Source organism: Bradyrhizobium sp. HKCCYLRH3061 (assembly GCF_051168015.1).
Classification (GTDB): Bacteria; Pseudomonadota; Alphaproteobacteria; order Rhizobiales; family Xanthobacteraceae; genus Bradyrhizobium.
The window spans coordinates 417,335-442,582 of the sequence record NZ_JBNPUE010000003.1; the positions used below are offsets into that span (position 1 = coordinate 417,335).

General features: G+C 65.8%; 20 protein-coding genes. 12 read left to right on the top strand and 8 right to left on the bottom strand.

The window, feature by feature from the left end:
- Window positions 1-351 precede the first annotated feature (351 nt).
- A complete protein-coding gene (locus ACQR2C_RS08725) occupies window positions 352-4,050 on the top strand; it encodes a YhdP family protein (protein WP_434880918.1) in 3,699 nt (1,232 codons plus the stop codon).
- A 49-nt stretch (window positions 4,051-4,099) separates the two neighbouring features.
- Here the strand turns inward: ACQR2C_RS08725 and ACQR2C_RS08730 are convergent, their stop codons facing one another.
- The 3 genes from ACQR2C_RS08730 to tyrS all read right to left on the bottom strand — a co-directional run bounded on the left by ACQR2C_RS08730 (window position 4,100) and on the right by tyrS (window position 8,509).
- Complete coding sequence (locus tag ACQR2C_RS08730; protein ID WP_316215723.1) at window positions 4,100-5,797, bottom strand: methyl-accepting chemotaxis protein; 1,698 nt, start codon at window positions 5,795-5,797, stop codon at window positions 4,100-4,102.
- A 143-nt stretch (window positions 5,798-5,940) separates the two neighbouring features.
- A complete protein-coding gene (locus ACQR2C_RS08735; RefSeq protein WP_316215724.1) occupies window positions 5,941-7,200 on the bottom strand; it encodes an MFS transporter in 1,260 nt (419 codons plus the stop codon).
- Between the two features lie 55 nt (window positions 7,201-7,255).
- The gene (gene tyrS, locus ACQR2C_RS08740) at window positions 7,256-8,509 is read right to left on the bottom strand and encodes a tyrosine--tRNA ligase (RefSeq protein ID WP_315800138.1); all 1,254 of its coding nucleotides are present in this window, start codon (window positions 8,507-8,509) and stop codon (window positions 7,256-7,258) included.
- A gap of 194 nt (window positions 8,510-8,703) precedes the next feature.
- Here tyrS and ACQR2C_RS08745 point away from each other — a divergent pair, with 194 nt between their 5' ends.
- On the top strand, window positions 8,704-9,807 hold the full coding sequence (locus ACQR2C_RS08745; RefSeq protein WP_315800137.1) for an anhydro-N-acetylmuramic acid kinase: 1,104 nt from the start codon (window positions 8,704-8,706) through the stop codon (window positions 9,805-9,807).
- Between the two features lie 81 nt (window positions 9,808-9,888).
- Complete coding sequence (locus ACQR2C_RS08750; protein WP_434880919.1) at window positions 9,889-10,566, top strand: glutathione S-transferase family protein; 678 nt, start codon at window positions 9,889-9,891, stop codon at window positions 10,564-10,566.
- A gap of 156 nt (window positions 10,567-10,722) precedes the next feature.
- Here ACQR2C_RS08750 and ACQR2C_RS08755 read toward each other — a convergent pair whose 3' ends face one another.
- Together ACQR2C_RS08755 and ACQR2C_RS08760 are read right to left on the bottom strand one after the other, a co-directional pair.
- On the bottom strand, window positions 10,723-11,370 hold the full coding sequence (locus ACQR2C_RS08755; RefSeq protein WP_008971476.1) for an alpha/beta hydrolase: 648 nt from the start codon (window positions 11,368-11,370) through the stop codon (window positions 10,723-10,725).
- Between the two features lie 333 nt (window positions 11,371-11,703).
- A complete protein-coding gene (locus tag ACQR2C_RS08760; RefSeq protein WP_316215727.1) occupies window positions 11,704-12,555 on the bottom strand; it encodes a LytTR family DNA-binding domain-containing protein in 852 nt (283 codons plus the stop codon).
- 116 nt (window positions 12,556-12,671) lie between these two features.
- On the opposite strand from ACQR2C_RS08760, the gene ACQR2C_RS08765 reads away from it, so the two are divergent.
- The 8 genes from ACQR2C_RS08765 to ACQR2C_RS08800 all read left to right on the top strand — a co-directional run bounded on the left by ACQR2C_RS08765 (window position 12,672) and on the right by ACQR2C_RS08800 (window position 20,354).
- Window positions 12,672-13,835 (top strand): cysteine desulfurase family protein, encoded by a 1,164-nt coding sequence (locus ACQR2C_RS08765; RefSeq protein ID WP_434839487.1) that lies wholly within the window; start codon window positions 12,672-12,674, stop codon window positions 13,833-13,835.
- 84 nt (window positions 13,836-13,919) lie between these two features.
- A complete protein-coding gene (gene sufB / locus ACQR2C_RS08770; RefSeq protein ID WP_434839488.1) occupies window positions 13,920-15,416 on the top strand; it encodes a Fe-S cluster assembly protein SufB in 1,497 nt (498 codons plus the stop codon).
- 114 nt (window positions 15,417-15,530) lie between these two features.
- Window positions 15,531-16,283 (top strand): Fe-S cluster assembly ATPase SufC, encoded by a 753-nt coding sequence (sufC, locus tag ACQR2C_RS08775; RefSeq protein ID WP_315800132.1) that lies wholly within the window; start codon window positions 15,531-15,533, stop codon window positions 16,281-16,283.
- Window positions 16,284-16,302: 19 nt separating this feature from the next.
- Window positions 16,303-17,616 carry a Fe-S cluster assembly protein SufD gene (gene sufD / locus ACQR2C_RS08780; RefSeq protein WP_434880920.1) on the top strand — a complete coding sequence of 438 codons (1,314 nt, stop codon included), beginning with the start codon at window positions 16,303-16,305 and terminating at the stop codon, window positions 17,614-17,616.
- On the top strand, window positions 17,613-18,860 hold the full coding sequence (locus ACQR2C_RS08785) for a cysteine desulfurase (RefSeq protein ID WP_434880921.1): 1,248 nt from the start codon (window positions 17,613-17,615) through the stop codon (window positions 18,858-18,860). The genes sufD and ACQR2C_RS08785 overlap by 4 nt, the downstream gene beginning before the upstream one ends.
- Window positions 18,857-19,228, top strand: coding sequence for an SUF system Fe-S cluster assembly protein (locus ACQR2C_RS08790; protein ID WP_315800129.1), 372 nt, complete (start codon window positions 18,857-18,859; stop codon window positions 19,226-19,228). Before ACQR2C_RS08785 ends, ACQR2C_RS08790 begins: the two co-directional genes overlap by 4 nt.
- A 61-nt stretch (window positions 19,229-19,289) precedes the next feature.
- A complete protein-coding gene (locus tag ACQR2C_RS08795) occupies window positions 19,290-19,679 on the top strand; it encodes a HesB/IscA family protein (protein WP_434845987.1) in 390 nt (129 codons plus the stop codon).
- Between the two features lie 117 nt (window positions 19,680-19,796).
- Complete coding sequence (locus ACQR2C_RS08800; RefSeq protein WP_434880922.1) at window positions 19,797-20,354, top strand: TfoX/Sxy family protein; 558 nt, start codon at window positions 19,797-19,799, stop codon at window positions 20,352-20,354.
- A 31-nt stretch (window positions 20,355-20,385) separates the two neighbouring features.
- On the opposite strand, the gene ACQR2C_RS08805 is transcribed toward ACQR2C_RS08800, so the two are convergent.
- The 3 genes from ACQR2C_RS08805 to ACQR2C_RS08815 all read right to left on the bottom strand — a co-directional run bounded on the left by ACQR2C_RS08805 (window position 20,386) and on the right by ACQR2C_RS08815 (window position 23,567).
- Window positions 20,386-21,453, bottom strand: coding sequence for a GGDEF domain-containing protein (locus ACQR2C_RS08805; protein WP_434880923.1), 1,068 nt, complete (start codon window positions 21,451-21,453; stop codon window positions 20,386-20,388).
- A gap of 347 nt (window positions 21,454-21,800) precedes the next feature.
- Window positions 21,801-23,267: a DEAD/DEAH box helicase gene (locus ACQR2C_RS08810; protein ID WP_315800126.1), complete on the bottom strand. Its 1,467-nt coding sequence runs from the start codon at window positions 23,265-23,267 to the stop codon at window positions 21,801-21,803.
- A 132-nt stretch (window positions 23,268-23,399) separates the two neighbouring features.
- Window positions 23,400-23,567 (bottom strand): hypothetical protein, encoded by a 168-nt coding sequence (locus ACQR2C_RS08815; RefSeq protein WP_315800125.1) that lies wholly within the window; start codon window positions 23,565-23,567, stop codon window positions 23,400-23,402.
- Window positions 23,568-23,746: 179 nt separating this feature from the next.
- Between ACQR2C_RS08815 and ACQR2C_RS08820 the strand changes: the two genes are divergently transcribed.
- On the top strand, window positions 23,747-25,243 hold the full coding sequence (locus ACQR2C_RS08820; protein WP_434880924.1) for a caspase family protein: 1,497 nt from the start codon (window positions 23,747-23,749) through the stop codon (window positions 25,241-25,243).
- Window positions 25,244-25,248 lie beyond the last annotated feature (5 nt).

A 25,248-nucleotide genomic window follows, 5' to 3' on the forward strand; every position in this document is an offset into this window, starting at 1 on the left:
GTTGAGCACAGTGCAATGACGACTCTCGTACCGTCTCCGGATCAGACGTCCCCGCCACAAATTTCGTCCGGCGGTGGAGAGGCGCCGGTCCGCTGGCGCGAGCAGGTGGGCAAACCTGACGGCGGCGGGGTATAGTGACGAGGATTCCGCGCGTCGTCCGCGCCGCCGGCGAAGCGCCAGCGGGCGTGTTGACAGCACCCGCCGAAGCGTGACGGGATCATTGGGGCATCGACTCCTGCCGGCAGTGAGCACGCGCGCTGCGTGAACGGGCGGGGCCACACCGGCGACCAACCTGGCCGAGGCCAGATTGGCACGACTATTTCGGACACGAGGGGCCGGCACCGAGAGGCAATGGCAAGACAGACATCACCCCAGCGGCCCCATCTGCAAGCGGACACCCAGGGCCAGCAGTGGGATGAGGCCGACTGGGATGTGGCCGACCAGTATGAGGCTGCCGCCGAGCACGACGAGATGGTCGGGCAGCGCGCCCGGAGCCTGTTGTCGCGGCCCGATTCGGGCGGGAGCACCGGTCGATTCGGCGGGGCGCGCCCGCGTCTGCCGGGCGGCCGCGTGGCCAAGCGGGTCGTCATCACGCTGGCATCTCTCATGCTGCTCGTCGGGCTCGGCTTCGCCGGCCTGTGGCTGCGGCTCGGTGCGGGCCCGATCAGCCTCGACATAGCGACGCCATGGCTCGCGGCGGCGATCGAGGACAATATCGGCCACGGCAATACCGTCGAGGTCGGCGGCACCCAGATCGAGCGCGCCGGCCGGATCAGGATCGCGGTCCGGATCCGCGACATCATCGTGCGCGACCAGGATCACGCCATCGTCGCCAGCGCGCCCAAGGCCGAGGTGCGGCTGTCCGGCGCCGCGCTGCTGATGGGCCAGCTGCGCGCCGAAAGCCTCAAGCTGGTCGACGCCGAGCTCGCGATTCGCATCACCCCGGACGGCACCGTCACGGTGTCGACGGGGGAGACCAACAAGCCGCTGGCGACGGGCGTCGCCTCCAAGCGCGATGCCGGCCTGCCGCCGACATTCCCGCGGCCGGGACAGGCCGCGCCATCGCCTGGTGCACCGGGACCGCAGGCCGGCCCGCAGCCGTCGGCGCCGGCCACTTCGACTTTGCCGGCGACCGCGGCGCCGAACGGCCTGCTCGCCGGCCTGGACTGGCTCGACAGCCTCAGCCTGACCGGGCTCGATGGCCAGAACCTGAACGAGATCGGGTTGAAGAACGGCGTGCTGGTCGTCGACGACCAGCAGCGCGGCAACAAATGGACGTTCGAGAACATCAGCCTCAGCCTGCGCCGGCCGTCCGGCGGCGGCGTGGCGCTGAGCCTCGGCGAAGAGGGCGCCAGGCCGTGGTCGCTGCGCATTCTGGTCGGGCCCCAGGCCAACGGCGTGCGCACGGTGGACATCAAGGCTGACAAGGTTTCCACCAGCAACATCCTGCTGGCGATGCGACTCAAGGATCTCACCTACATGGCGGACCTGCCCATGACCGGCGAGATCAAGGGCGAGCTCGCGCGCGACGGGCTGCCGACCTATCTGCGCGGCAAGATCAACATCGGCGCGGGCAAGATCATCGACACCGATACGCCCGACTATCCGATGGCGATCGATTCCGCCGAGATCAGCATGGAATGGGACGCCGGACGCCGCGTGCTGATCGCGCCGTTGAAGGTGATCTCTGGCGCCAACCGCATCACGCTCAACGCCAATCTCGAGCCGCCGAACGACACCGCGAACGACTGGCGGCTGGGTCTCAACGGCGGCACCATTCTGCTCGGCGCCATCGAAAACGAGCCACCGCTGATCTTCAACCGCATCTCGATCAACTTCCGCTTCGACACCGAGGGCAAGCGCGTGCTGCTGACGCAGGCCGAGGTGTCCAACGGTGAAATCGGCGTCGCCGGCACCGGCAGCGTCGAGTATGCCGGAGAGCCGCGGCTGAAGCTCGGCTTCGCCGCGACGCCGATGCCCGCGCTGGCGATGAAACGGATCTGGCCGGCGCTGATCGTGCCGGAGGTGCGGGCCTGGATCATCGAGCGCATCGAGCGCGGCTCGGTGCAGCGGATCGACGTCGCGGTCAATTCGCCGACGCGCAACCTGCCGCGCAAGGGGCCGCCGATTCCCGACGATGGTCTCGACGTCAACATCGTCGCCACCAATGTCACCGTGCATCCGGTCGACGGCCTGCCGTCGGTGCGCGATGCCGACGTGAAGGCGCATGTCACCGGCCGCACCGCGACGGTGACGATCGGGCAGGGCGTCGCGGATACGCCGGCCGGGCGCAAGCTCAACTTCTCCGACGTGGTGTTCGAGGTGCCGGACATGGCGCCGAAGCCGTCACCCTCGAAGGTGCGGATGCGCGTCGAGGGCCAGGTCGCCGCGGCCGCCGAGATCCTCGCCTCCGACCGGCTCAACGATCTGTCGTCGATGCCGATCGATCCCAACCAGACCAAGGGAACGTTCCAGGCCAGCGTGAATCTCGCGATGCCGGTCAAGGGCGAACTCACCAAGGCCGACACCAGCTACGCGGTCACGGCCGACCTCAACGGCTTTGCCGCCGACAAGCTGGTGATGAACCAGAAGCTCGAGGCCAACACGCTCAAGATCGTGGCCAACACCGCCGGCTATCAGGTCAAGGGCGACGTCAAGATCAACGGCCAGCCGGCCACGCTCGACTATCGCAAGCCGACCGAGGGCGACGCCGACATCAAGATGCAGGCGATCCTCGATGATGCGAGCCGCGCCCGGCTCGGCATGGATCTGGGCACCGCGATCACCGGCAACGTGCCGCTCAAGCTCAACGGCAAGATCGCGGGCTCCGCCGATCGTGACAGCCGGCTCGGTGTCGAGGCCGATCTGACCCAGCTCAAGCTCGACAATTTGCTGCCGGGCTGGGTGAAGAATCCGGGCAAGGCGAGCAAGGCCACCTTCAACGTGGTCGCCAAGCAGCAGTCGACCCGCTTCGAGGACATCAACATCGAAGGCGGTGGCGTCTCCATCAAGGGCTCGCTGGAAGTCGACCAGAACGGCGACCTGATGAACGCCAACTTCCCGACCTATTCGCCGTCGGAAGGCGACAAGACGCAGCTCAAGGCCGAGCGCGGCCAGGACGGCGTGCTGAAGCTGTCGATGCGCGGCGACGTGTTCGACGGCCGCGGCTTCCTGAAGTCCGCCATCTCCGGGACCAACAAGGACGCCGACAAGAACAAGGCGCGCTCGAATCTCGACTTCGACGCCGAGGTCAAGCTCGGCGCCGTCGCCGGCTTCAACGGCGAGGCGCTGCGCAGCGTCGACGTCAAGCTCTCCCGGCGCGGCGGCGCCTTCAAGAGCTTCAACCTGACCGGCAAGGTCGGCCGCGACACGCCGGTCACCGCCGACATCCGCGTCGGCCGCGAGGCGCCCAGCTCTGATCCGCGTGCGCGCCGTCAGGGCCGCGAGGTGATCTATCTCGTGACCAACGATGCAGGTGCGCTGCTGCGCTTCGCCGACACCTATTCCAAGATGGCCGGCGGCGAGCTGGAGCTGGCCATGGAGCCGCCGACGGCCGATTCCAGCCCCAAGGAAGGCCTCGCGATCGTTCGCAACTTCACCGTCAGGGGTGAGCAGGCGCTGGACCGCGCCGCTTCCGGTGCGGCCCAGGGCGCGTCACAGGGCATCGCCTTCACGATGCTGCGCGCAGAGTTCACGCGGCAGAACGGGCTGCTCTCGATCCGCGACGGCGTGGTCAAGGGGCCGACGCTCGGCCTGACCATCGAGGGCAGCATCGACTACAACGTCAACCAGGTCCGCGCCTCCGGCACGATCGTGCCGCTGTACGGGCTGAACAACATGTTCAACCAGATCCCGATCGTCGGCCTGTTCCTCGGCGGCAGCAATGAAGGTCTGTTCGGCGTGACCTACGAGGTCGTCGGCACGCCGAGCCAGCCGGTGGTGCGCATCAATCCGATCTCGGCCATGCTGCCGGGCGTGACGCGCAAGATCATGGATTTCAACACCGGCAAGCAGCAATACCCGCCGGCGGAGCTGCCGCCGAACAATTGATGCTGCCGGCCGTCGGCGTCGGCGACGTCAACAGAGCGGATCGATGCGGTCAGGCCGCTCTGACGCCAGCAAGGAAGGTGTCGACCTCGCGGGAGAGCTGCTCGGCCTGCTTGGAGAGGTTGCCGGCGGCGATCAGCACGTGGCTCGCGGCGCTGCCGGTCTCGTTGGCTGCGGTCGAGACGCCGCCGATATTAGCGGTGACCTCACGGGTGGCCTGCGCGGTCTGGGTGACGTTGCGCGCGATCTCCGCGGTGGCCGTTCCCTGTTCCTCGATCGCCGATCCGATCGTGGCCGCGATCGCGGACACTTCCTCGATGGTCAGGGTGATGCCGTCGAGCGCGCCGACCGCTTCCCGCGTCGCGTTCTGGATCTGGGCGATGCGGTCGCCGATCTCCTGCGTGGCCTGTGCGGTCTGGCTGGCCAGGCTCTTCACCTCCGCTGCGACCACCGCGAAGCCGCGCCCGGCTTCGCCGGCGCGCGCGGCCTCGATCGTGGCGTTGAGCGCCAGCAGGTTGGTCTGGCCCGCGATGCTGGAGATCAGCTCGGCGACGTGCTCGATCTGCTTGGCGCCGTCGGCCAGGGCGCGGACGATCCCGTCGGTATGGCGCGCGCTTTCGACGGCGCGTCCGGTAACCTCGGCCGATTGGGCGACCTGACGGCTGATCTCGGTGATCGACGAGGTCAATTCCTCGGCGGCGGTGGCGACCGTCTGGACGCGCGAGCTCGCTTCAGTCGCGGCGGAGCTGACGGCGGTCGCGCGCGCATTGGTGCTCTCGGCGGTGCCGGTCATCGATTTCGCCGTGGCCTCGAGCTCTCCGGCGCCGGACGCCATCAGGGCCACGAGCTGGCCGACGGAGGCATCGAAGCGGTCGGCCATCGCGATCAGCGCGTCGCGCTTGTCCGCTTCGCTGCGCTGCTTGGATGCGGCCTGCTCATGCTCCAGCATGCGGGCGGTGATCGCGGTCTTGCGCAGTACCTCCAGGGTCTCGGCCATGCGGCCGATCTCGTCGCCGCGTTCGGTCTCGGCGACCGGCTGCTCGAGCCGCCCGCCGGCGATGTCCTGCATGCGATCCTTCAGCCGATGCAGCCCGCCGACCACGTTGTGCGAGATCAGGAAGGACAGGATGCCGAGCAGCACGAGCAGCGCCGCGCCGATGCCGGCGAGCCGCATCAGCAGCGCATAGACGTCCGCCTCGATGTCGTCGACATAGAGCCCGTAGCTCATGACGATGTTCCACGGCGCGAAGGCGCGGACGAAGACGACCTTCCGCAGCGGCTCGGTCTGGCCGGGCCGCGGATAGAGGTAGGAGGTCGTGCTGCCTTCGGGTCTCTGCTGCGCGGCCTTGATCTGCGCATCGGCGATCATGACGCCGTTGGCGTCCTTGGTGCCGAGGATCTTGCCCTCCAGTTTCTCGTTGGCGGCATTCAGCAGAAGCGCCGAATCTGCCGCGTTGTAGGCGATCGGATAGCCCTGGCCGTTGTTGAACGTCATTCGTCGCGCAAGATAGCGGAACTTGTTCTTGGCCTCGTCCACCGACATCTTTCCTGCCGCGACCTCCGTCTGCAGCGTCTCTGCGAGACCGTAGACGAGGTCCACCGCGGTGTGCATCTGGGTGATGCGGTCTTCCAGCATCCGCGCGCGGCTGAGCCAGCCGGAAACGGCCACGATCGCGATCACCGTCGCGATCGCAAGGATCACCATGCTTGCGAGCTTGGTACGGAACTTCATGCGGCTGAGCAGTGTCACGGCGTCCTCTTCGTTCTTGTTGCCGAAACAACTATCATCAAGCTGCTTACTAATCATGAATGCGTGGTCGTTGCGCGCCGTCCACTATGTGGACGGGCGGCACTCGGCGCGCGCAAGCACACCGTATTTGGACCGTGCGCCAACTACGTGCGAAGGGCGGGAACGACCAGGAACGGGACCATGCCGATGACGACGCTGACGAGCGCGAGCAGAATGACGGCATCATAGCCGTGAGTGAGATCGTGGATGACGCCGCCGCTCCACGATCCCAGCGCCGAGCCGAGCCCGCTGCCGATCGTGATCGTGCCGTAGATGGTGCCGAGTCGCCTGCCGCGGAAGATCTTCATCGCGGTGGCCGACAACAGCGGCCCGCGCGAGCCGATCATGCTGCCGAAGCAGACGACGAAGCCGGTGAGCAGGAAGATGTTCGGCGCAAATTGCAGCGCCCACAGCATCAGGATTCCTGCGATCGATACGGCGTAGGAGAACAGCACGGATGGCCGCCGCCCGATCAGCCCGTCGAGCGCGGAGACGCCGAGCATGCCGAACAGCAGCACCACGCCCGAGAAGCCCCAGGCGGTGGCGGCCTGCAGCGGCGCAAAGCCCGCATCGATCAGATAGGCGACGACCTGCGGCGCGATCGCATACATGCCGATGGCGGTGAAGAAGAAGGTCGAGAACAGCGCCCAGAAGGCGTGGTGGCGCAGCGCGCGCGACAACGTCCAGGCGTCATCAGCGAGCTCGTCGCTGATCGGCCTGGTGATGTGAGGCGCGCCGGCGGCGAACAGCCGCCACGGTAGCAACGCCAGCGGCACCAGCAGACTGAAGGCTGCAGCGCCGAACGCCTGATAGGTGCTGCGCCAGCCGATGGCGTCGATCAGCAGTTGCGAGCCCGGCAGCAGGATCAGCACGCCGGCGCCGGTCGCCGAATAGATCACCGCCATCGCGGTCGGCAGCTTCTTGCCGAACCAGCGGCCGAGCAGGATCGAGTTGGGGACGTTGCCGATCAGCGCGATGCCGATGCCGACGCACAGGCCGATGCTGATCTGGAACTGCCACAGCGCCCGCGCGTGCGCCGCGGCCGTGAAGGCTGTGCCGAGCAGCAGGAGGCCGAGCGCATAGACGGCGCGCGGCCCGGTGTGGTCGAACAGCCGTCCGATCAGCGGCGCGGCGAGGCCGCCGGCGAGCGCCGTCAGCGAATAGATCGAGACCACCTCGGAGCGGTCCCAGCCGAAGCCGTCGGAGATCGGCTTGAGGAAGACGGTAAAGCTTTCTCCCAGCCCGCGGCCGAGCACCGACAGCGCGAAGCACAGGCCCAGCACCACGAACGCCAAGTGCGTTCGTGGTCGAGCTGTCGGGCTTTCCTCGGCTTGCGCAGGCTCTTGCGGCGCGCTGATCGTCATACCGTCAGGGAGCGCCTTTCGGCGTTCCCTGACAAGCAGGCAAAAACGAATGCGGCTATGCAGGCTTGACCAGCACGTGGCGCTTCTTGCCCAGCGACAGCTTGATCACGCCCTCGCTGGTCAGCGCCGCCGGCGTCAGTGCCATCTTTTCGTCGGTCACCGCGACGTCGTTGACGCGCAGGCCGCCGCCCTTGATCTGCCGCCGCGCCTCGCCGTTGGAGGCGACGAGGCCGGCCTTGACGAAGGCATTGAGCACGCCGAGGCCCGCGTCGAGCTCAGCCTTTGCGACCTCGACGGTCGGCAGGTTCTCGGCGATCGCGCCTTCCTCGAAGGTGCGGCGCGCGGTCTCGGCCGCGGTCCGCGCCGCTTCTTCGCCGTGCAGCAGCGTGGTCGCCGCATCCGCCAGCGCCTTCTTGGCCTCGTTGATCTCGGCGCCCTGGAGCGCGCCGAGCTTTTCGATCTCCGACAGCGGCAGCGTCGTGAACAGCTTGAGGAACTTGACGACGTCGGCGTCCTCGGTGTTGCGCCAGTACTGCCAGAAATCATACGGGCTGCACTGGTCGGCATTGAGCCAGATCGCCCCCTGCGCGGTCTTGCCCATCTTGGCGCCCGAGGCGGTGGTCAGCAGCGGTGTCGTCAGCGCGAAGAGCTGTTCGGTGCCCATGCGGCGGCCGAGCTCGACACCGTTGACGATGTTGCCCCACTGGTCCGAGCCGCCCATCTGGAGCCGGCAGCCGGTGCGGCGCGCCAGCTCGACGAAGTCGTAGGCCTGGCAGACCATGTAGTTGAACTCGATGAAGCTCATCTCCTGCTCGCGCTCGAGCCGCAGCTTCACCGAGTCCATGGTCAGCATGCGGTTGACCGAGAAGTGCCGGCCGATGTCGCGCAGCATCTCGATCCACTTGAGCTGGGTCAGCCATTCGGCGTTGTCGAGCATGATGGCATCTGTCGCGCCGTCGCCGTAGCGCAGCACCTTGGCGAACACGCCGCGGATCGAGGCCTTGTTGGCCTCGATCTCCTCGACCGTGCGCATCGCGCGGGTCTCGTCCTTGCCGGAGGGATCTCCGACCATGGTCGTGCCGCCGCCCATCAGGGTGATCGGCTTGTTCCCGGTCTGCTGCAGCCAGTACAGCATCATCATGGTCAGGAAGTTGCCGATGTGCAGCGAGCGTGCGGTGCAGTCATAGCCGACATAGGCGGTCGCCTGGCCCTTGGCGGCGAGCGCATCCAGGCCCTCGAAATCCGAGCACTGATGGATGAATCCGCGGCTCTGCAGCACGTTCAGGAAATCAGACTTGAAGCCAGTCATTGTCGGCGACTCTGAGCATTTGTTTACGGTATTGACCTGATGTCGCGGCGGGGTGCGGTAGGGCACATGCCGCGGATACGGGCGTTGTGGCATTATAAGATGCGCCGGGCTTGTACAAGCATGGGCGCGGCCCGGGCGGGACCTCAAATCGGCCGTACTTGGCAAGCAGGGCAGGGTTTTCGGGTTCGACTGCAATGATTCTGACCGCACTTGGCCTCATGAGTGGCACCTCGCTCGACGGGGTGGACGTGGCCCTGATCGAGACCGACGGGCGGCAGATCAAGAGGCTCGGCCCCACGGGCTACCGGGCCTATGGCGCCGCCGAGCGCAGCCTGCTGCGCGAGGCGCTCGCCGATGCGGTGCAGATCGAGCGGCGCGAGGCGCGTCCCGGGCGGGTACGCGATGCCGAGCGCGCCGTGACGGTGGCGCACGCCGAGGCGATCGCCGCGTTCCTGGCGCAGCACCGGCTCAAGCCTGAGGACATCGACATCATCGGCTTCCATGGGCAGACCGTGCTGCACCGCCCGGAACGCCGCCTGACGGTGCAGATCGGCGATGCCGCCGCGCTCGCCAAGTCCGTCCATATCCCGGTGATGCACGATTTCCGCGCCGCCGACGTCGATTTCGGCGGGCAGGGCGCGCCGTTCGTGCCGGTCTATCACCGTGCCCTGGCGCAATCGCTGTCACGCCCCGGGCCGATCGCCGTGGTCAATATCGGCGGCGTCTCCAACATCACCTATATCGATGGCGACGACGTGCTGATCGCCTGCGACACCGGTCCGGGCAATGCGCTGCTCGACGACTTCATGCACCGCACGACCGGCCAGGCGTTCGATCAGGATGGCCGCGTGGCGGAGCAGGGCAGGCCGGACGAGGCCTGGATCACGAGCGCGCTCGACATGCCCTTCTTCGCGCTGCCGCCGCCGAAATCGCTCGACCGCAACGATTTCGCCGCGCTGAAGCTCGGCGATGTGACGCCGGCGGACGGGGCCGCGACCCTGACGGCGTTCACGGCGGCTGCGATCGCCCGCGTCGTTCCGCTGCTGCCGAAGCCGCCGGCGAGTTGGATCGTGTGCGGCGGCGGGGCCCGCAACCATACCATGATGCGGATGCTGCGGGAGCGCGTCGCGCCGGCGAGCGTCGAATCGGCCGATGCGCTGGGCTGGTCGGCTGACGCCATCGAGGCCCAGGCATTCGGCTTCCTGGCGGTGCGCGGCATGAAGGGCCTGCCGCTGAGCTATCCCACCACCACCGGGGTGCCGTTTCCGATGACCGGCGGAGTGATCGCGCGTCCATGATCCATGCAATTGCATGAATCTTGACAGTTCCATGCGTGTGCATCTAGTTTGATGCATCTGCATCAAACTGCCGAGGATGTCATGTCGCCCTCCCTGAAGCTGATCAGCCACAAGCTCTGCCCCTATGTGCAACGCGCCGTCATCGCGCTCACCGAGAAGGGTGTCGCGTTCGAGCGGATCGACATCGATCTTGCCGACAAGCCCGACTGGTTCCTGAAGATCTCGCCGCTCGGCAAGGTGCCGGTGCTGGTGGTGCCGGCGCCGCGGGGCGAAGTGGCGGTGTTCGAGAGCAACGTGATCTGCGAGTACATCGAGGACGCGCAGCCCGGAGCTAGGCTGCATCCCGATGACGCGCTCCAGCGCGCGCAGCATCGCGCCTGGATGGAGTTCGGCTCGGCGATCCTCGGCGATCTCTGGGGCCTGGAGACGACGCAGGATGCTGCCGTGTTCGGCGCGAAGCGCGAGGCGCTGACGGCGAAGTTCGCCCGCGTCGAGGACGCGCTGGGCGAGGGACCGTATTTCGATGGCGTGCGCTTCAGCCTGGTCGACGCGGTGTTTGCGCCGGTCTTCCGCTATTTCGATGTGTTCGATGGCTATGCCGATCTCGGCATCTTTGCGTCAACGCCGAAGGTTCGGGCCTGGCGTGATCAGTTGGCGCAGCGGCCGAGTGTGAGGACGGCGGTCGGCGCCGATTATCCGACGCTGCTGCGCGCGTTCCTTGTGAGGCACGACGCTTATTTGTTGAAGCAGGCTGCTTGAGAAAGTACGCGAGGCGTAGGGTAGGCCAAGCGATCAGATCGGTGCAAAGCGCTGATCTGATCGCGTGCCCACCATTGGCTCAGCATGCACACATGAAGTCGGTGGGCACGGCGCGTTGGACTCGCCTTTGCCCACCCTACAGAACATCGCCCGGCCTCACCTCACATTGGCGAGGCGCATGTCCAGATAGGCCGTGATCGTCTCCATGAGCGGCTCGAGCTTGCCGTCGAAGAAGTGGTTGGCGCCGGGGATGACCTGCTGGTCGATCACGATGCCCTTCTGCGTCTTCAACTTCTCGACCAGCGTGTTGACGTCCTTGGGCGGCACCACCGCATCGCGTTCGCCGTGCACGATCAGGCCCGAGGACGGGCAAGGCGCCAGGAACGAGAAGTCATAGAGGTTGGCGGGCGGCGCGATCGAGATGAAGCCCTCGACCTCCGGGCGGCGCATCAGGAGCTGCATGCCGATCCAGGCGCCGAACGAGAAGCCGGCGACCCAGCAGGCGCGAGCCTCGGGGTTGATGGTCTGCGCCCAATCGAGCGCGGAGGCCGCATCGGACAGCTCGCCGGTGCCGTGGTCGAACGAGCCTTGGCTGCGGCCGACGCCGCGGAAATTGAAGCGCAGCACCGAGAAGCCGCGATGCGCGAAGGCGTAGTAGCACTGGTACACGATCTGATGGTTCATCGTGCCGTGGAACTGCGGATGCGGATGCAGGATCATCGCGATCGGCGCGTTCTTCTGCTTCGCCGGATGGTAACGGCCTTCGAGGCGGCCGGCCGGACCGTTGAAGATGACTTCAGGCATCAGAGAATCCTTGGCAGAGCGTCGACCGACTTCGTCCATGCTTCATCTGGCGCCTCGCCGAAGAGTTCAGCAGGGGACATCAGCAGGAAAAGTGGTGATCGAGCGCCATCCGTTCGCTTGGACGGAGCGGCGCTGGCGTGACTGGAAGTTGGCCTTCTAGCATGGAGCGCAGGGCAAAAAGCAAGGATTTTCAACGCCCGGCGAGGCGGCTGCGGCAGGGATGCCGAGCGCGCCCTCGAAGCGGCTGCGGGCCGAGGCGGCCGCGGAGCGTGCCCCGAATGCGCCTGCAATTCGATGAAAATACAGGCGTTTTCGTCGGCAGCCGCGGCCGCTTCAGCGCGCCGCCACCACCGTCTGCTCCAATGGCGCAACCGCGCTGCGATAGCGGCGGCTGCCCTGGACGGATTGGCCGCCGTCGAAGGTCAGGTCGAACTCGCCTGATGGCAGAACCGAAAGCGCGGTGACCCTGGTCATGTTGACCAGCCGGCCGCGGTGGATGCGCACCAGCGCGAAGCGGGCGAGTTCGGCCTCGGCGGCCGACAGGGTGCCGCGGATCAGATGTCGCCTGCCGTCGGCCATGGCGTATTCCACGTAGTTGCCGGCCGCAGCGACCCACAGGATGTCGGCCGGCGCGACGCGGATGCGGCTCGCGCCGTCGCGCAGCCAGAGCGTGGCAGGGGCAGGAGGCTCGGATCGCCGTGTCGGCTCTTGGAGGGCGCTCGCGCGATAGCCGTCATATAGCCAGAGCGTGGCACCGATGAGCAGCGCCGTCATGACGTCCTTGCGGAACTCGTACACGATGGTGGCGAGCGAGAACTGGAAGTCGTAGGCGCCGCCAGCGCCCCACATCAGCAGCTTGCGCAGCATCACCATGCCGGTGATGTGGAGCAGGGAGAAGACGATGACGGCGGCAACGGCGAGCGCGATGAGACGGACAGGGGCGGCCGGGCCCCGCCGGATCAATCGAACGGTGACGACCAGCAGCGGCGCCAGCAGGATGATGACGATGATGCTCGTCATCTCCCACAGCAGCTGCTTTTCTAGATCATAGGCGGCTCCCCGCCTGACGGCATCGTGGGCGGCCGAGAGGGCGTTGACGACGCCGATGCCGAGCGAGAGCCCGGCCATGATGGCGTAGAAGCTCCGATCATTCGGACGCAGCATCGAGCCGACAAGCTTGTTCATGGCACCGGACCCGCTATCTCAATCTCGCGCCCGACGATACCACGCTGGCCGTCGCGCATCATCATGGTGCCGACGAGCCATGGTCGTTCGTGGCCCGAGTTGATATGAACGGACCGATGGCCGACAGGATCTATCTCGACTGGAACGCGACGACGCCGCTTCGACCGCAAGCGCGCGCGGCGGTGATCGCCGCCATGGACCTGGTCGGCAATCCCTCGTCGGTTCATGCCGAAGGCCGCAAGGCGCGGCGGCTGATGGAGGAGGCCCGCGAGGTCATCGCCCGCGGGCTCGGTACCGTTGCGCGCCGCGTCGTGTTCACCTCCGGCGGAACCGAGGCCAATGTGCTCGCTTTGAGCCCAGGTCTGCGGGCGCCGGCCGGCCCGGTCGAGCGGCTGCTGGTGTCGGCGGTCGAGCATGCCTCGGTGCTGGCCGGCGGCCGGTTCGCGCCATCGGCGGTGCAGACGATCCCGGTCGATGCCTCGGGCGTGGTCGATCCCGGCCGCCTGGAAGCCCTGCTGGCCGGGGGACCGCGGGCGCTTGTGTCCGTCATGGCCGCCAACAACGAGACCGGGGTGCTTCAACCGGTTTCGAAAGTTGCTGAGATCGTGTACCAGGCGGGCGGCCTGCTGCATGTCGACGCGGTCCAGGCATTTGGGAAAATACCCCTCGATATCAAACAGATGGGCGCGGACCTTGTGACCATCTCTGCGCACAAGATCGGCGGACCCAAGGGCGTCGGCGCGCTGGTTCTGGGCGCCGGCGTGGAGGAGCCGATTCCGGTTCTCCGCGGTGGCGGCCAGGAGCGCGGTCGCCGGGCTGGAACCGAAAACATGGCCGGAATTGCCGGATTTGGCGCCGCAGCCGGCGCTGCCCTGGCTGAGCTCGAGGTCGACCTGCCCCGGATCACGGCGCTGCGCGACCGGCTGGAAACGGGCCTTCGTCAGACCGCCGGCGTGACGGTATTTTCCTCCGAAGCGGCGCGGCTTCCGAATACGACGCTGTTCACGGCGCCGGGGCTCAAGGCCGAGACGGCCGTGATCGGGTTCGATCTCGAAGGGATCGCGGTGTCTTCCGGCTCGGCCTGCTCGTCCGGTAAGGTCCAGCCATCCCATGTCCTGGAAGCGATGGGCGTCGGTTCCGCAGCGGCGCAGGGAGCGGTGCGCCTCAGTCTGGGCTGGTCCACGACCGAGGCGGATGTCGATCGCGGCCTGCAGGCTTGGCGAAAGCTGTCATTGACCCTACTTAAAGGTGGCGACGAAACCGTGCTTGAGCGATTCTAAGGGCGTGATTTCGTCCGCGAAACGTCGTAAGACGGTTCCAGAACGTGTCCACCGCGGTCCTTGAAACCGCGAGCGGAGGATGGAATGCCAGCCGTACAAGAGACGGTCGACCGCGTCAGGCGGATCGACGTCGACCAATATCGTTATGGGTTCGAGACACTCATCGAATCCGAGAAGGCTCCCAAGGGGCTTTCCGAAGACACGATCCGCTTCATCTCGGGCAAGAAGAACGAGCCCGCCTGGATGCTCGAATGGCGGCTGGAGGCCTATCGCCGCTGGCTGACCATGCAGGAGCCGACCTGGGCGCGCGTCGACTACCCCAAGATCGACTTCCAGGATCTGTATTATTACGCCGCGCCCAAGCCGAAGAAGCAGCTCTCCTCGATCGACGAGATCGACCCGGAGATTCTGAAGACCTACGAGAAGCTCGGCATTCCGCTCCGCGAGGTCGCGATCCTCGAGGGCGTCGAGCCGGTGCCCGGCGCTGGCAGCCCCGAGAGCCGCAAGATCGCGGTCGACGCCGTGTTCGATTCGGTGTCGGTGGCGACGACGTTCAAGGAGGAGCTGAAGAAGGCGGGCGTGATCTTCATGCCGATCTCGGAAGCGATCCGCGAGCATCCCGAGCTGGTGCAGAAATATCTCGGCAGCGTGGTGCCGACCTCCGACAATTTCTACGCGACCTTGAACTCGGCCGTCTTCTCCGACGGCTCGTTCGTCTATATCCCGCCGGGCGTGCGCTGCCCGATGGAGCTGTCGACCTATTTCCGCATCAACGAGCGCAACACCGGCCAGTTCGAGCGCACGCTGATCATCGCCGACAAGGGCGCCTACGTGTCCTATCTCGAGGGCTGCACCGCGCCGCAGCGCGACGAGAACCAGCTGCACGCGGCGGTGGTCGAGCTGGTCGCGCTGGATGATGCCGAGATCAAGTACTCGACGGTGCAGAACTGGTATCCGGGCAATTCGGAAGGCAAGGGCGGCATCTACAATTTCGTCACCAAGCGTGGCGACTGCCGCGGCGATAATTCCAAGATTTCCTGGACCCAGGTCGAGACGGGATCGGCGATCACCTGGAAATATCCGAGCTGCATCCTGCGTGGCGATAACTCTCGCGGTGAATTTTATTCGATCGCGATCTCGAACGGCTTCCAGCAGGTCGACTCGGGCACCAAGATGATCCATCTCGGCAAGAACACGTCGAGCCGCATCATCTCCAAGGGAATCGCTGCCGGCAAATCGCAGAACACCTATCGTGGCCTGGTCACGGCGCATCGCAAGGCGACCGGCGCGCGCAACTTCACTGCCTGCGATTCGCTGCTGATCGGCGACAAATGCGGTGCGCATACCGTGCCGTATATCGAGGCCAAGAACTCCTCGGCCACCTTCGAGCACGAGGCGACCACGTCCAAGATCTCCGAAGACGTGCTGTTCTACTGCATCCAGCGCGGTCTTTCGCAGGAGGAGGCGGTTGGCCTGGTCGTCAACGGCTTCGTCAAGGACGTGCTGCAGCAGCTCCCGATGGAGTTCGCAGTCGAGGCGCAGAAGCTGATCTCGATCAGCCTCGAAGGTTCGGTCGGCTGAGGCCATATTGCAGCAGGGCCGCGGCGCGGCCCGCTCGTGCTGATATCGATATCATACGTCCTTGGACCCGATGGAATCGGTGCCGCCAGGGCAAGCGTTGAGCGGAAACAGATCATGGCACTACTCGAAATCAACAACCTGCAGGTCCGCGTCGAGGAGCGCGAGATTCTCCACGGCCTGACGCTGTCGATCGACGCCGGCAAGGTGCATGCGATCATGGGGCCGAACGGCTCCGGCAAGTCGACGCTGTCCCACGTCATCGCCGGCAAGCCGGGCTATGAGGTGACCGGCGGCGAGATCCTGTTCAAGGGCGAGGATCTGCTCGCCATGGCACCGGACGAGCGTGCCGCCAAGGGCGTGTTCCTGGCGTTCCAGTACCCGGTGGAGATCCCCGGCGTCGCGACCATGACCTTCCTGCGGACAGCGCTGAACGCGCAGCGCAAGGCGCGCGGCGAGGAGGAATATTCGACGCCGGACTTCCTCAGGAAGGTGCGCGAGATCTCGAAATCGCTCAGCATTCCGCAGGACATGCTCAAGCGCGGCGTCAATGTCGGCTTTTCCGGCGGCGAGAAGAAGCGCAACGAGGTGCTGCAGATGGCGCTGTTCCAGCCGTCGCTCTGCATCCTCGACGAGATGGATTCCGGCCTCGACATCGACGCGCTGCGCATCGCCGCCGACGGCGTCAACGCGCTGCGCGCAGCCGATCGCTCGATGATCGTGATCACCCACTATCAGCGGCTGCTGAACTACATCGTCCCCGACGTCGTTCATGTGATGTCGAAGGGGCGCGTCGTGAAGAGCGGCGGCAAGGAGCTCGCGCTCGAGCTGGAGGCGTCCGGCTACGCCCAGTTCGAAGACGCGGCCTGAGCTCGCGAATGGATCTGTGATGAACGTAGCTTTGGTCAAGAACGACAGCGGTCCGGCGGCGAGCAGCTTGCTCTCTGCCGCTCTGGGCCGTCTGCCCGGCACCGGCAAGGTGGTCGATATCCGGCGCGAAGCCTTCTCGGCCTTCGAGCGCACCGGCCTGCCGCACCGTCGTATCGAGGAATGGAAGTACACCGATCTGCGTGCGCTGATGCGCGAGGTGCTGCCGCTCGCAGGCGCGCCCGACGCGGCGGCGCTGGCACGGGCAAAAGCCGTGCTGGCTTCTGTTGCCGTCGACGGCGCCCGGAAGCTGGTACTGGTCGACGGCGTGTTCGTGGCGGAGCTCTCGGACATCTCGGCCTCCGAAGATGGTGTCAAGGTTCACACGCTGCGCGAGGCGCTGCAGAGCGCCGGCAGCGAGCGGCTGCTGGAGACGACCGTCAACGATGCGATGGTGCTGTTGAACGGTGCGCTCGCGACCGACGGAGTCCTGATCTCCGTGGCGGATGGTGCAAAGCTCTCGCATCCGCTGCAGATCATTCACATCGCGACGGCATCGCAGGCATCGCGTGCCAGTCGCTCGCATCTTTCGGTGGGGAACGGCGCGCAGGCCACCTTGATCGAAAGCGCGATCGCCGCCGATGGCGCCTCGGGCTATCAGGCCAATGACGCCGTGGTCGTCTCCCTCGGTGACGACGCTGCGTTGTCCACCATTCGCCTGATGCGCGATGCCAGGGATGCCGTTAACATCACGTCCGCCAAGTACGAGGTCGGTGCGCGGTCGAAACTCAATCTCTTCAACATGACGACCGGCGGCGCCGTCAGTCGTCTGCAGGGCTTCATCACTCTCAAGGGCGAAGGCAGCGAGCTGATCATCAACGGCGTCAACCTGCTGCGCGACAGGCAGCATGGCGACCTGACGCTGGTGGTCGATCACGCGGTGCCCGGCTGCACCAGCCGCGAGAACTTTCGCGCGGTGCTCGACGATCGCGCCCATTCGGTGTTCCAGGGCCGCATCATCGTCCGCCCCGACGCGCAGCAGACCGACGGCAAGATGATGACGCGGGCGCTGCTGTTGTCCGACGAGGCCGAGGCCGACAGCAAGCCCGAACTCGAGATCTTCGCCGACGACGTCTCCTGCGGCCATGGCGCCACCGCCGGCGCGCTCGACGACAGCCTGTTGTTCTATCTGCAGGCCCGCGGCCTGCCGGAGAAGCAGGCCCAGGCGCTGCTGATCCAGGCCTTCGTCGGCGAAGCCATCGAGGCGATCGAGGACGATTCCTTGCGCGAGCGCGTCATCGCTGCCGCCCAGGACTGGATGGAGGCGCGCGCATGAGCACGCATCCCGCCGTCTCCAACGGATCCTACGACGTCGCCCGCATCCGCGAGGATTTTCCGGCGCTGGCGCTGCAGGTCTACGGCAAGAAGCTCGTCTATCTCGACAACGCCGCCTCGGCGCAGAAGCCGCGCGCGGTGCTCGACCGCATGACGCGGGCCTATACCAGCGAATATGCCAACGTGCATCGCGGCCTGCATTATCTCGCCAATGCCGCCACGGAAGCCTATGAGGGCGGCCGGGAGCGGGTCACGCGCTTCCTCAATGCGCGCCGCAGCGAGGAGATCATCTTCACCCGCAACGCGACCGAGGCGATCAATCTGGTCGCGTCGTCGTGGGGCGGGCCGAACATCGGCGAGGGCGACGAGATTGTGCTCTCGATCATGGAGCACCATTCCAACATCGTCCCCTGGCATTTCCTCAGGGAGCGGCAGGGCGCGGTGATCAAGTGGGCCCCGGTCGACGATGACGGCAACTTCCTGATCGACGAGTTCGAGAAGCTGCTGACGCCCAGGACCAAGCTGGTCGCGATCACGCAGATGTCGAACATGCTGGGCACGCTCGTGCCGGTGAAGGAGGTCGTTCGGATTGCGCATGCGCGCGGCATCCCGGTGCTGGTCGACGGCAGCCAGGCCGCCGTGCACCTCGCCATCGACGTCCAGGACATCGACTGCGACTTCTACGTCTTCACCGGCCATAAGCTGTACGGGCCGACCGGGATCGGCGTGCTCTACGCCAAATACGACCACCTCGTTGCCATGCGCCCCTACAATGGCGGCGGCGAGATGATCCGCGAGGTTGCGCGCGACTGGGTCACCTACGGCGATCCGCCGCACAAGTTCGAGGCGGGCACCCCGATGATCGTCGAGGCGGTCGGGCTGGGCGCCGCGATCGATTACGTCAACTCGGTCGGCAAGGAGCGCATCGCCGCGCATGAGCACGACCTGCTCACCTATGCCCAGGATCGACTGCGCGAGATCAACTCGCTGCGGCTGATCGGCACCGCCAAGGGCAAGGGGCCGGTGATCTCGTTCGAGATGAAGGGGGCGCATGCTCATGACATCGCTACCGTGATCGACCGCCAGGGCGTCGCGGTGCGTGCGGGCACGCACTGCGTGATGCCGCTTTTGGAGAGATTCAACGTCACGGCGACCTGCAGGGCCTCGTTTGGCATGTACAATACGAGGGAAGAGGTCGATCAGCTTGCACAGGCATTGATCAAGGCGCGGGAATTGTTTGCATGACCGACACGGCCGACGTCAAAACTCAGACTGTCGAAACCCATTCGGCGCTGCCGCCGGAGGAGACCGAGCGGCTTTCCACCGAGATCATCGCAGCGCTGAAGACGGTGTTCGACCCGGAGATCCCGGCCGACATCTATGAGCTCGGCCTGATCTACAAGGTCGACATCAAGGACGACCGCAGCGTCGACGTGATGATGACCTTGACGACGCCGAACTGTCCGGCGGCCGGCGAGCTGCCGACCATGGTCGAGAACGCGATCGCCAGCGTTCCGGGGGTCGGCGTGGTCAATGTGAGCATTGTCTGGGAGCCGCAATGGACGCCGGACCGGATGAGCGACGAGGCCCGCCTCGTCCTCAACATGTGGTGAGGCACGACGTTTGAATGGCGGTCGGGATTGATCGAACGCCGGGATTGACCAGATGACCGATATGACGAACACGCCAGTTGCCAGCAAGCCCAAGCCGCGGCCCCGTCCGCAGGTGATGCGGCTGACCGATGCGGCAGCCACGCGCATCCGCGAGCTGACCGATCGCGCCGAGTCCGAGATCATCGGCCTTCGGGTCGGTGTCAAGAACGGCGGCTGCGCCGGACAGTCCTATACGGTCGAATATGCCCACGATATCCGGCCGACCGACGAGGTGGTCGAGGACAAGGGCGTCAAGATCCTGGTCGATCCCAAGGCCGTGCTGTTTCTGCTTGGGACCGAGATGGACTATCAGGCCGACAAGATGCAGGCCCAGTTCGTGTTCAACAACCCGAACCAGATCAGCGCCTGCGGCTGCGGCGAGTCGGTGCAGCTGAAGCCAGCAGAGGTCTGATCGTCCGCTTTCCACCGGGACGGCACCGGACCCTGTCGCGTTCCGGACATTGACACACGCCACCTTCCCGACCGAAAACTCCAGGCGAGCAACTGGGTGTTGGCGGGAGCTGGCGCGATGGACCGCGAATTCCTGACCGATTTGTTTGCCGGCTTCGGTCCGGTCACGATCCGGCGGATGTTCTCCGGCTTCGGCATCTCCGCCGACGGCATCAACTTTGCGCTCGCGCTGCGCAGCGGTCTCTATCTGCGCGCCGATGAGGCCACGTTCGCCAGGTTTGAGGAGGCTGGATCCAAGCCGTTCTCCTACGAGACGCGCGCGCGGACCATGACGGTGCGCTCGTATTGGCAGGTGCCGGCGCATCTGTTCGACGACACCGATGAGTTCGCGGCATGGGCGAGAGATGCGTTTGCGGCGGCGCAACGGGCCGCCTTGAGCAAGCGGACCAGCAAGAAGCGGGCTGCGCCGCCCAGCGAGCCGGTGCCGGCGCGTGGCCGGAGCAAATCCGGAGCGACCAAAACAGCAGCGAAAACGACCAAGCCGGTCAAGACGGGGAAGGTGGCCAAGAGCGTTGGCAAGGGCGCGGACAAGGCGCCCGCCGGCCGCAAGACGCGCAGCTCGACGGCCGTGCGGGGCCGGCAGACGTCGCGCTCAGCATCATTGCGGACGCGCTGATGCTCTCGACGCTCGGCCGGCCAGCTTGCCGTCAGGCAACCTGGCCGCGGGTGGCAGCCGCATATTCGGGATCGTTCTCGCACACCACCTTGTTGCGCCCGCTGCGCTTGGCGGCATAGAGGCAGGCGTCGGCGCGTTCGATCAGCGTATCGGTGTCGTCGCCGGCCCGCAGCAGCGACAGGCCGACCGAGATCGTCACACGTCCCAGGATCTCGCCGGTCGATTTCTTCTTCAGCTCCTTTGCCGTCACGGCGCGGCGGATGTGATCGGCCACCGTCAGTGCGTGCTGCAGCGTGGTGTTCGGCAGCACGACGGCGAACTCCTCGCCGCCGTAGCGCGCGGCGATGTCCTGGCCCTTGATGGCATGCTTCAGGGTCATCCCGACCAGCCGCAGCACCTGGTCTCCGGTGAGATGTCCGTAGGAGTCGTTGAAGGACTTGAAATGGTCAATGTCGAACATCAGCAGCGATAGTGGCTGCTGGGTCGCGAGCCCCGATTGCACCGTCGTCTCGATCATCCGGTCGAAATATTTGCGATTGCCGAGCCCGGTGAGCGGATCGGTCAGGCTCTCGGCCCGGATAACCTCCAGACTGTGCTGCAGCCCGCTGATCTCATCCTTCGACAGCGTCAGCCGCTCTTCGAGGATGCGGTTGGTTTCCCGCATCTGCTTGGTCGAATGGGCTAGCGCCTCGATGATGTCGACCAGTTGCTCGCGGCTGGTGGCCGATGCAAGCCGCAGATCGGCGCCCGCGAGGGTCGCATCGTAGCTCGCCGTCCTGCCGAGAGCATCGCTGAGCATGCTCATGAGGTCATCGATCTCGCCGACGACGCGCGCGCCGACCTTGTCGATGCGGTCCGAGGTCTTGAGATGCGCGAGGTAGGAGTCGTAGAGCTGATCGAGATCGGACTGCGACAGCTTGCCGTTGCGGGACAGAGTCTCGTTGATGATCTCGTTCAGCGGTGCGTTGTAGCCCGTCGCGTAGACGTACCAGATCTCGTAGTTGCGCGGATTGGCCGAATGGCGGAGCGTTCTGATCTGGCTGAGCGCGACTTCGGCGAAGCCTATCGTGCGTTCGTGTTCGTCAAGCGCATTGACCACCACAGGTTCCCCCCAAATCGCCCGCGTCGCCGTCGTCGTCACAGCAATGAAATAAACAATGCCGGCCAAGCTAAAGGACGTTTGTGAACCAGGGGTAAATACGGCCGTAGAGTCCCGGATATGCGCACGAGCCGTTCATCTGGGACCGGCACCGCATATGTTCAATGAGCTGCATAGGATGCTGCGGGAACTTGCTGACGCGAGCTGGAACTATTCGCGCACGCGCGCATGCGCCGAGGGCTCGGCGATGTCGACTCCAGTCAAGTACGACGAATGCAGCAACTGATCATCGCGGACGCGACAGTCCGGGCGGCCGCATGTCGCGCAGCCCGGAATCTTGTACTCGCTCAGGGAAGCGGGGCCCGCACCGGGCGAAGCAGGAACGCCGGCAGATGTGAATGATCGGCAGGCTCGTTGTCGTGGTCGCGCCGCGGCCGCCGCGCTTCATTGCGAGGCTGTTCGTTACGCGGTTGTTCCTTGCGGGCGCTCGGCGCAGCAGGCCGGGGAGAAGCTGCCTGGGCGGCGCGCGGCGCTGCTGGCCGCGGCTCACGATCGCGCTCGCGCGGAGCTGCATCACGATCACGCGATCCCGCATCGCGCTCCCGCGCCTTGCCGCGGCTGCCGCGACGCGCGGCGTCGCGCGGACGCCGCTCACGGCTGTCCTCGTCGCCCGAGGATTCCTGCACCTCGTAGTCGCCTTCGATGGTGGGAATGCCTTGTCCGATCAGCTTCTCGATCGCGACCATCGACTTCTGGTCGGCCGGAGCCACGATCGAGATTGCAGTGCCGGTCCGTCCGGCGCGGCCGGTACGGCCGATGCGGTGAACGTAGTCGTCCGAATGATGCGGCACGTCGAAATTGAAGACGTGGCTGACTTCGGGAATGTCGAGGCCGCGTGCGGCGACGTCGGAGGCGACGAGCAATGGCAGTTCGCCCTTGCGGAATTGATCGAGCGCGGCGGTGCGGGCCGACTGGTCCATGTCGCCGTGCAGGGCGCCGACGCTGAAGCCATGCTTCTGCAGCGACTTGTGAACGATGGCGACGTCACGCTTGCGGTTGCAGAAGATGATCGCGTTGTTGAGATCCTTGGCGTCCCGCAACAGCCTGCGCAGCACCTCGCGCTTCTGATGCGCCTCGCGTCCCGACGGCACCTGCAACTGGGTCACCGTGACGGCTGTCGTCGCCGGCTTGGAGACCTCGACCTTCTGCGGATTGTGCAGGAAGGCTTCGGTGATGCGCCGGATTTCCGGCGGCATGGTCGCGGTGAAGAACAGGGTCTGGCGGGTGAAGGGAACGAGCTTGCAGATGCGTTCGATGTCGGGAATGAAGCCCATGTCGAGCATGCGGTCGGCTTCGTCGATGACCAGCAACTCGACGCCAGTGAGGAGAAGGCCGCCGCGCTCGGTATGATCGAGCAGTCGGCCCGGCGTGGCGATCAGCACGTCGACCCCGCGGGTCAGCTTGGCGTCCTGGTCGCCGAAGGAGACGCCGCCGATCAGCAGGGCGACATTGAGCTTCTGTCCGGCGCCGTAGCGATCGAAGTTCTCTTTGACCTGGGCCGCCAGCTCGCGGGTCGGCTCCAGGATCAGGGTGCGTGGCATTCGCGCGCGGGCGCGGCCCTTTTCGAGGATCGTGAGCATCGGCAGGACGAAAGCGGCGGTCTTGCCGGTACCGGTCTGGGCGATGCCGAGCACGTCGCGGCGCGCCAGCACATGAGGAATCGCCTGTTCCTGAATGGGGGTCGGGTTGGTGTAGCCGGTGGCCGCAACTGCAGCCAACACCTTGTCGGACAAGCCGAGATTGGAAAAAGACATCGAGCCTCTATGTCACGCGCCGATAGGCGACGGGGCCTCTATTCGACGCCGCCGTTAGGAATCGAGGGTAAAAGGCTGTGGTCGCGCTCAACCCCGAAACGGCATGCTCTAAGGAAGCTGGGGGTTTTCTGACTAGCGCCGGCCCGCGGTCAATTTCTCAGGAATCGGATGCGATCCGGCCGCGCTGCTGCGGAAGATAGGGGCGAATCCTGCAAAGTCAATGGAAGAGGGGGGCGAAGTACCGAAAAAGCTTAATGTTTTTGCATTATTTGCAGGCAACCTGTCGTCGAGCTGTCGCATTCGGGTGCTCCGAAGCACTGGCGGCCGGTCGCGGAAAGCGCTCCGGTCGAATTGTCGACGGAATTGCGGCGTGTGTTCGGCGGGGGGAGCAGCCGCGTGTGCCCCGGGGATGAACCGGTGGCGGCGTGCCGTCGACTATCCGAGGGCGGCAGCCCACGCGATGAGTGCAGGGACGGACGATGAGATCGATGCGGATGTGGCTGACGTGCGGGCTGGCGATGCTGGCGGTGGTTCTGGCGCCGGCCGCGCATGCCGAGAAGCGCGTCGCGCTCGTGATCGGCAATAACGACTACCGGTTCGTGCCGAAGCTGCAGAAGGCCGTCAACGACGCGCGGATGATGGGCGACACGCTGAAGCAGCTCGGCTTCAACGTCATGGTCGCGGAGAATCTCAATCGCCAGCAGTTCAGCCAGACGCTGCTGGCGTTCGACAACGCCGTCGAGCCGGGCGACACCGCGTTCTTCTTCTATGCCGGTCATGGCTTCGAGATCGCGGGCCAGAACTTCCTGTTGCCGACCGACGTGCCCGCGGCCACCGAAGGCCAGGAAGAGCTGGTGCGCGACGCCTCGATCCTCGCGGACCGCGTCATCGAGCGGCTGCAGAACAAGAAGGCGCGCACCTCGATCCTGGTGTTCGATGCCTGCCGCAACAATCCGTTCGAGCGCTCGGGCACGCGCGCGGTGGCGGGCGGGGGCGGCCTGGCGCCGATGACGCAGTTGCCCGAAGGCGTATTCTCGGTGTTCTCGGCCGGCCCACGCCAGACCGCGCTCGACCGTCTCTCCAACGATGACGCCAATCCGAACTCGGTGTTCACGCGCACCTTCGCCAAGGAGCTGACACAGCCCGGCGTCAATCTGGTGCAGGTCGCGCAGCGCACCCGCCGCGTGGTCAGCGAGCTCGCCGAGACCGTGCGGCACAAGCAGATCCCGGTCTATTTCGACCAGATGGTCGACGATGTCTTTCTCAACGGCATGGCGAAGGGGCCGGCTGCGGCCGACAAGCCGGCCGAGCCGCAGCAGAAGCTTGCGGCGCTGCCTCCCGTCTCCGCGCCGCGCATTCCGCCGGCGAACGAGAGCCTGAACGCACCGATCGCGATGTTCTCGCGCCACAATGGCGGCTGGACCGTCACCTTCTCGATCGCCGATCCGACGCTCGGCATTTCCTGGCGCATGGGCGACGCAGGAGAGTTTCGCGAGACAGGCTTCATGGACGTGCTCGATCCGCGCACGCGCAAGCGCATGCCCAATCCCTCGATCCAGCTGCCGGCGGATGCGCCCGCGGGCACCATCCAGGTCCGCTATGTCGATGCATCCGGCGAGATGCAGGGACCGTTCCCGATCCGCTTCGAGCCGGAGGCCGCGCTGGTGCACGACCAGCGCAAGATCCTCGACATGACCGCGACGAGCTGGCTGTCGTTCCGCGAGTTCAACGGCCTCCTGGTCTACTACACGCACCTGATGTCGTATCGCTGCGCCATCCGCGAGGTCCGCATCGGCATCGACACGGCGGTGCCGGACAAGGTCCTCAACATGCCCGGCTGCGACATGCGCGATCCCATTGCGATTCCCTCCAACGCCACGCCCTATTTGAAGCTGCCGCCGGCGACGAAGTTCGTCTCGGTGGAGCTGACCTATCGCGATGGCAGCGTCTCCGAGATCAAGAGCTTTCGGCGCTGAGGCGC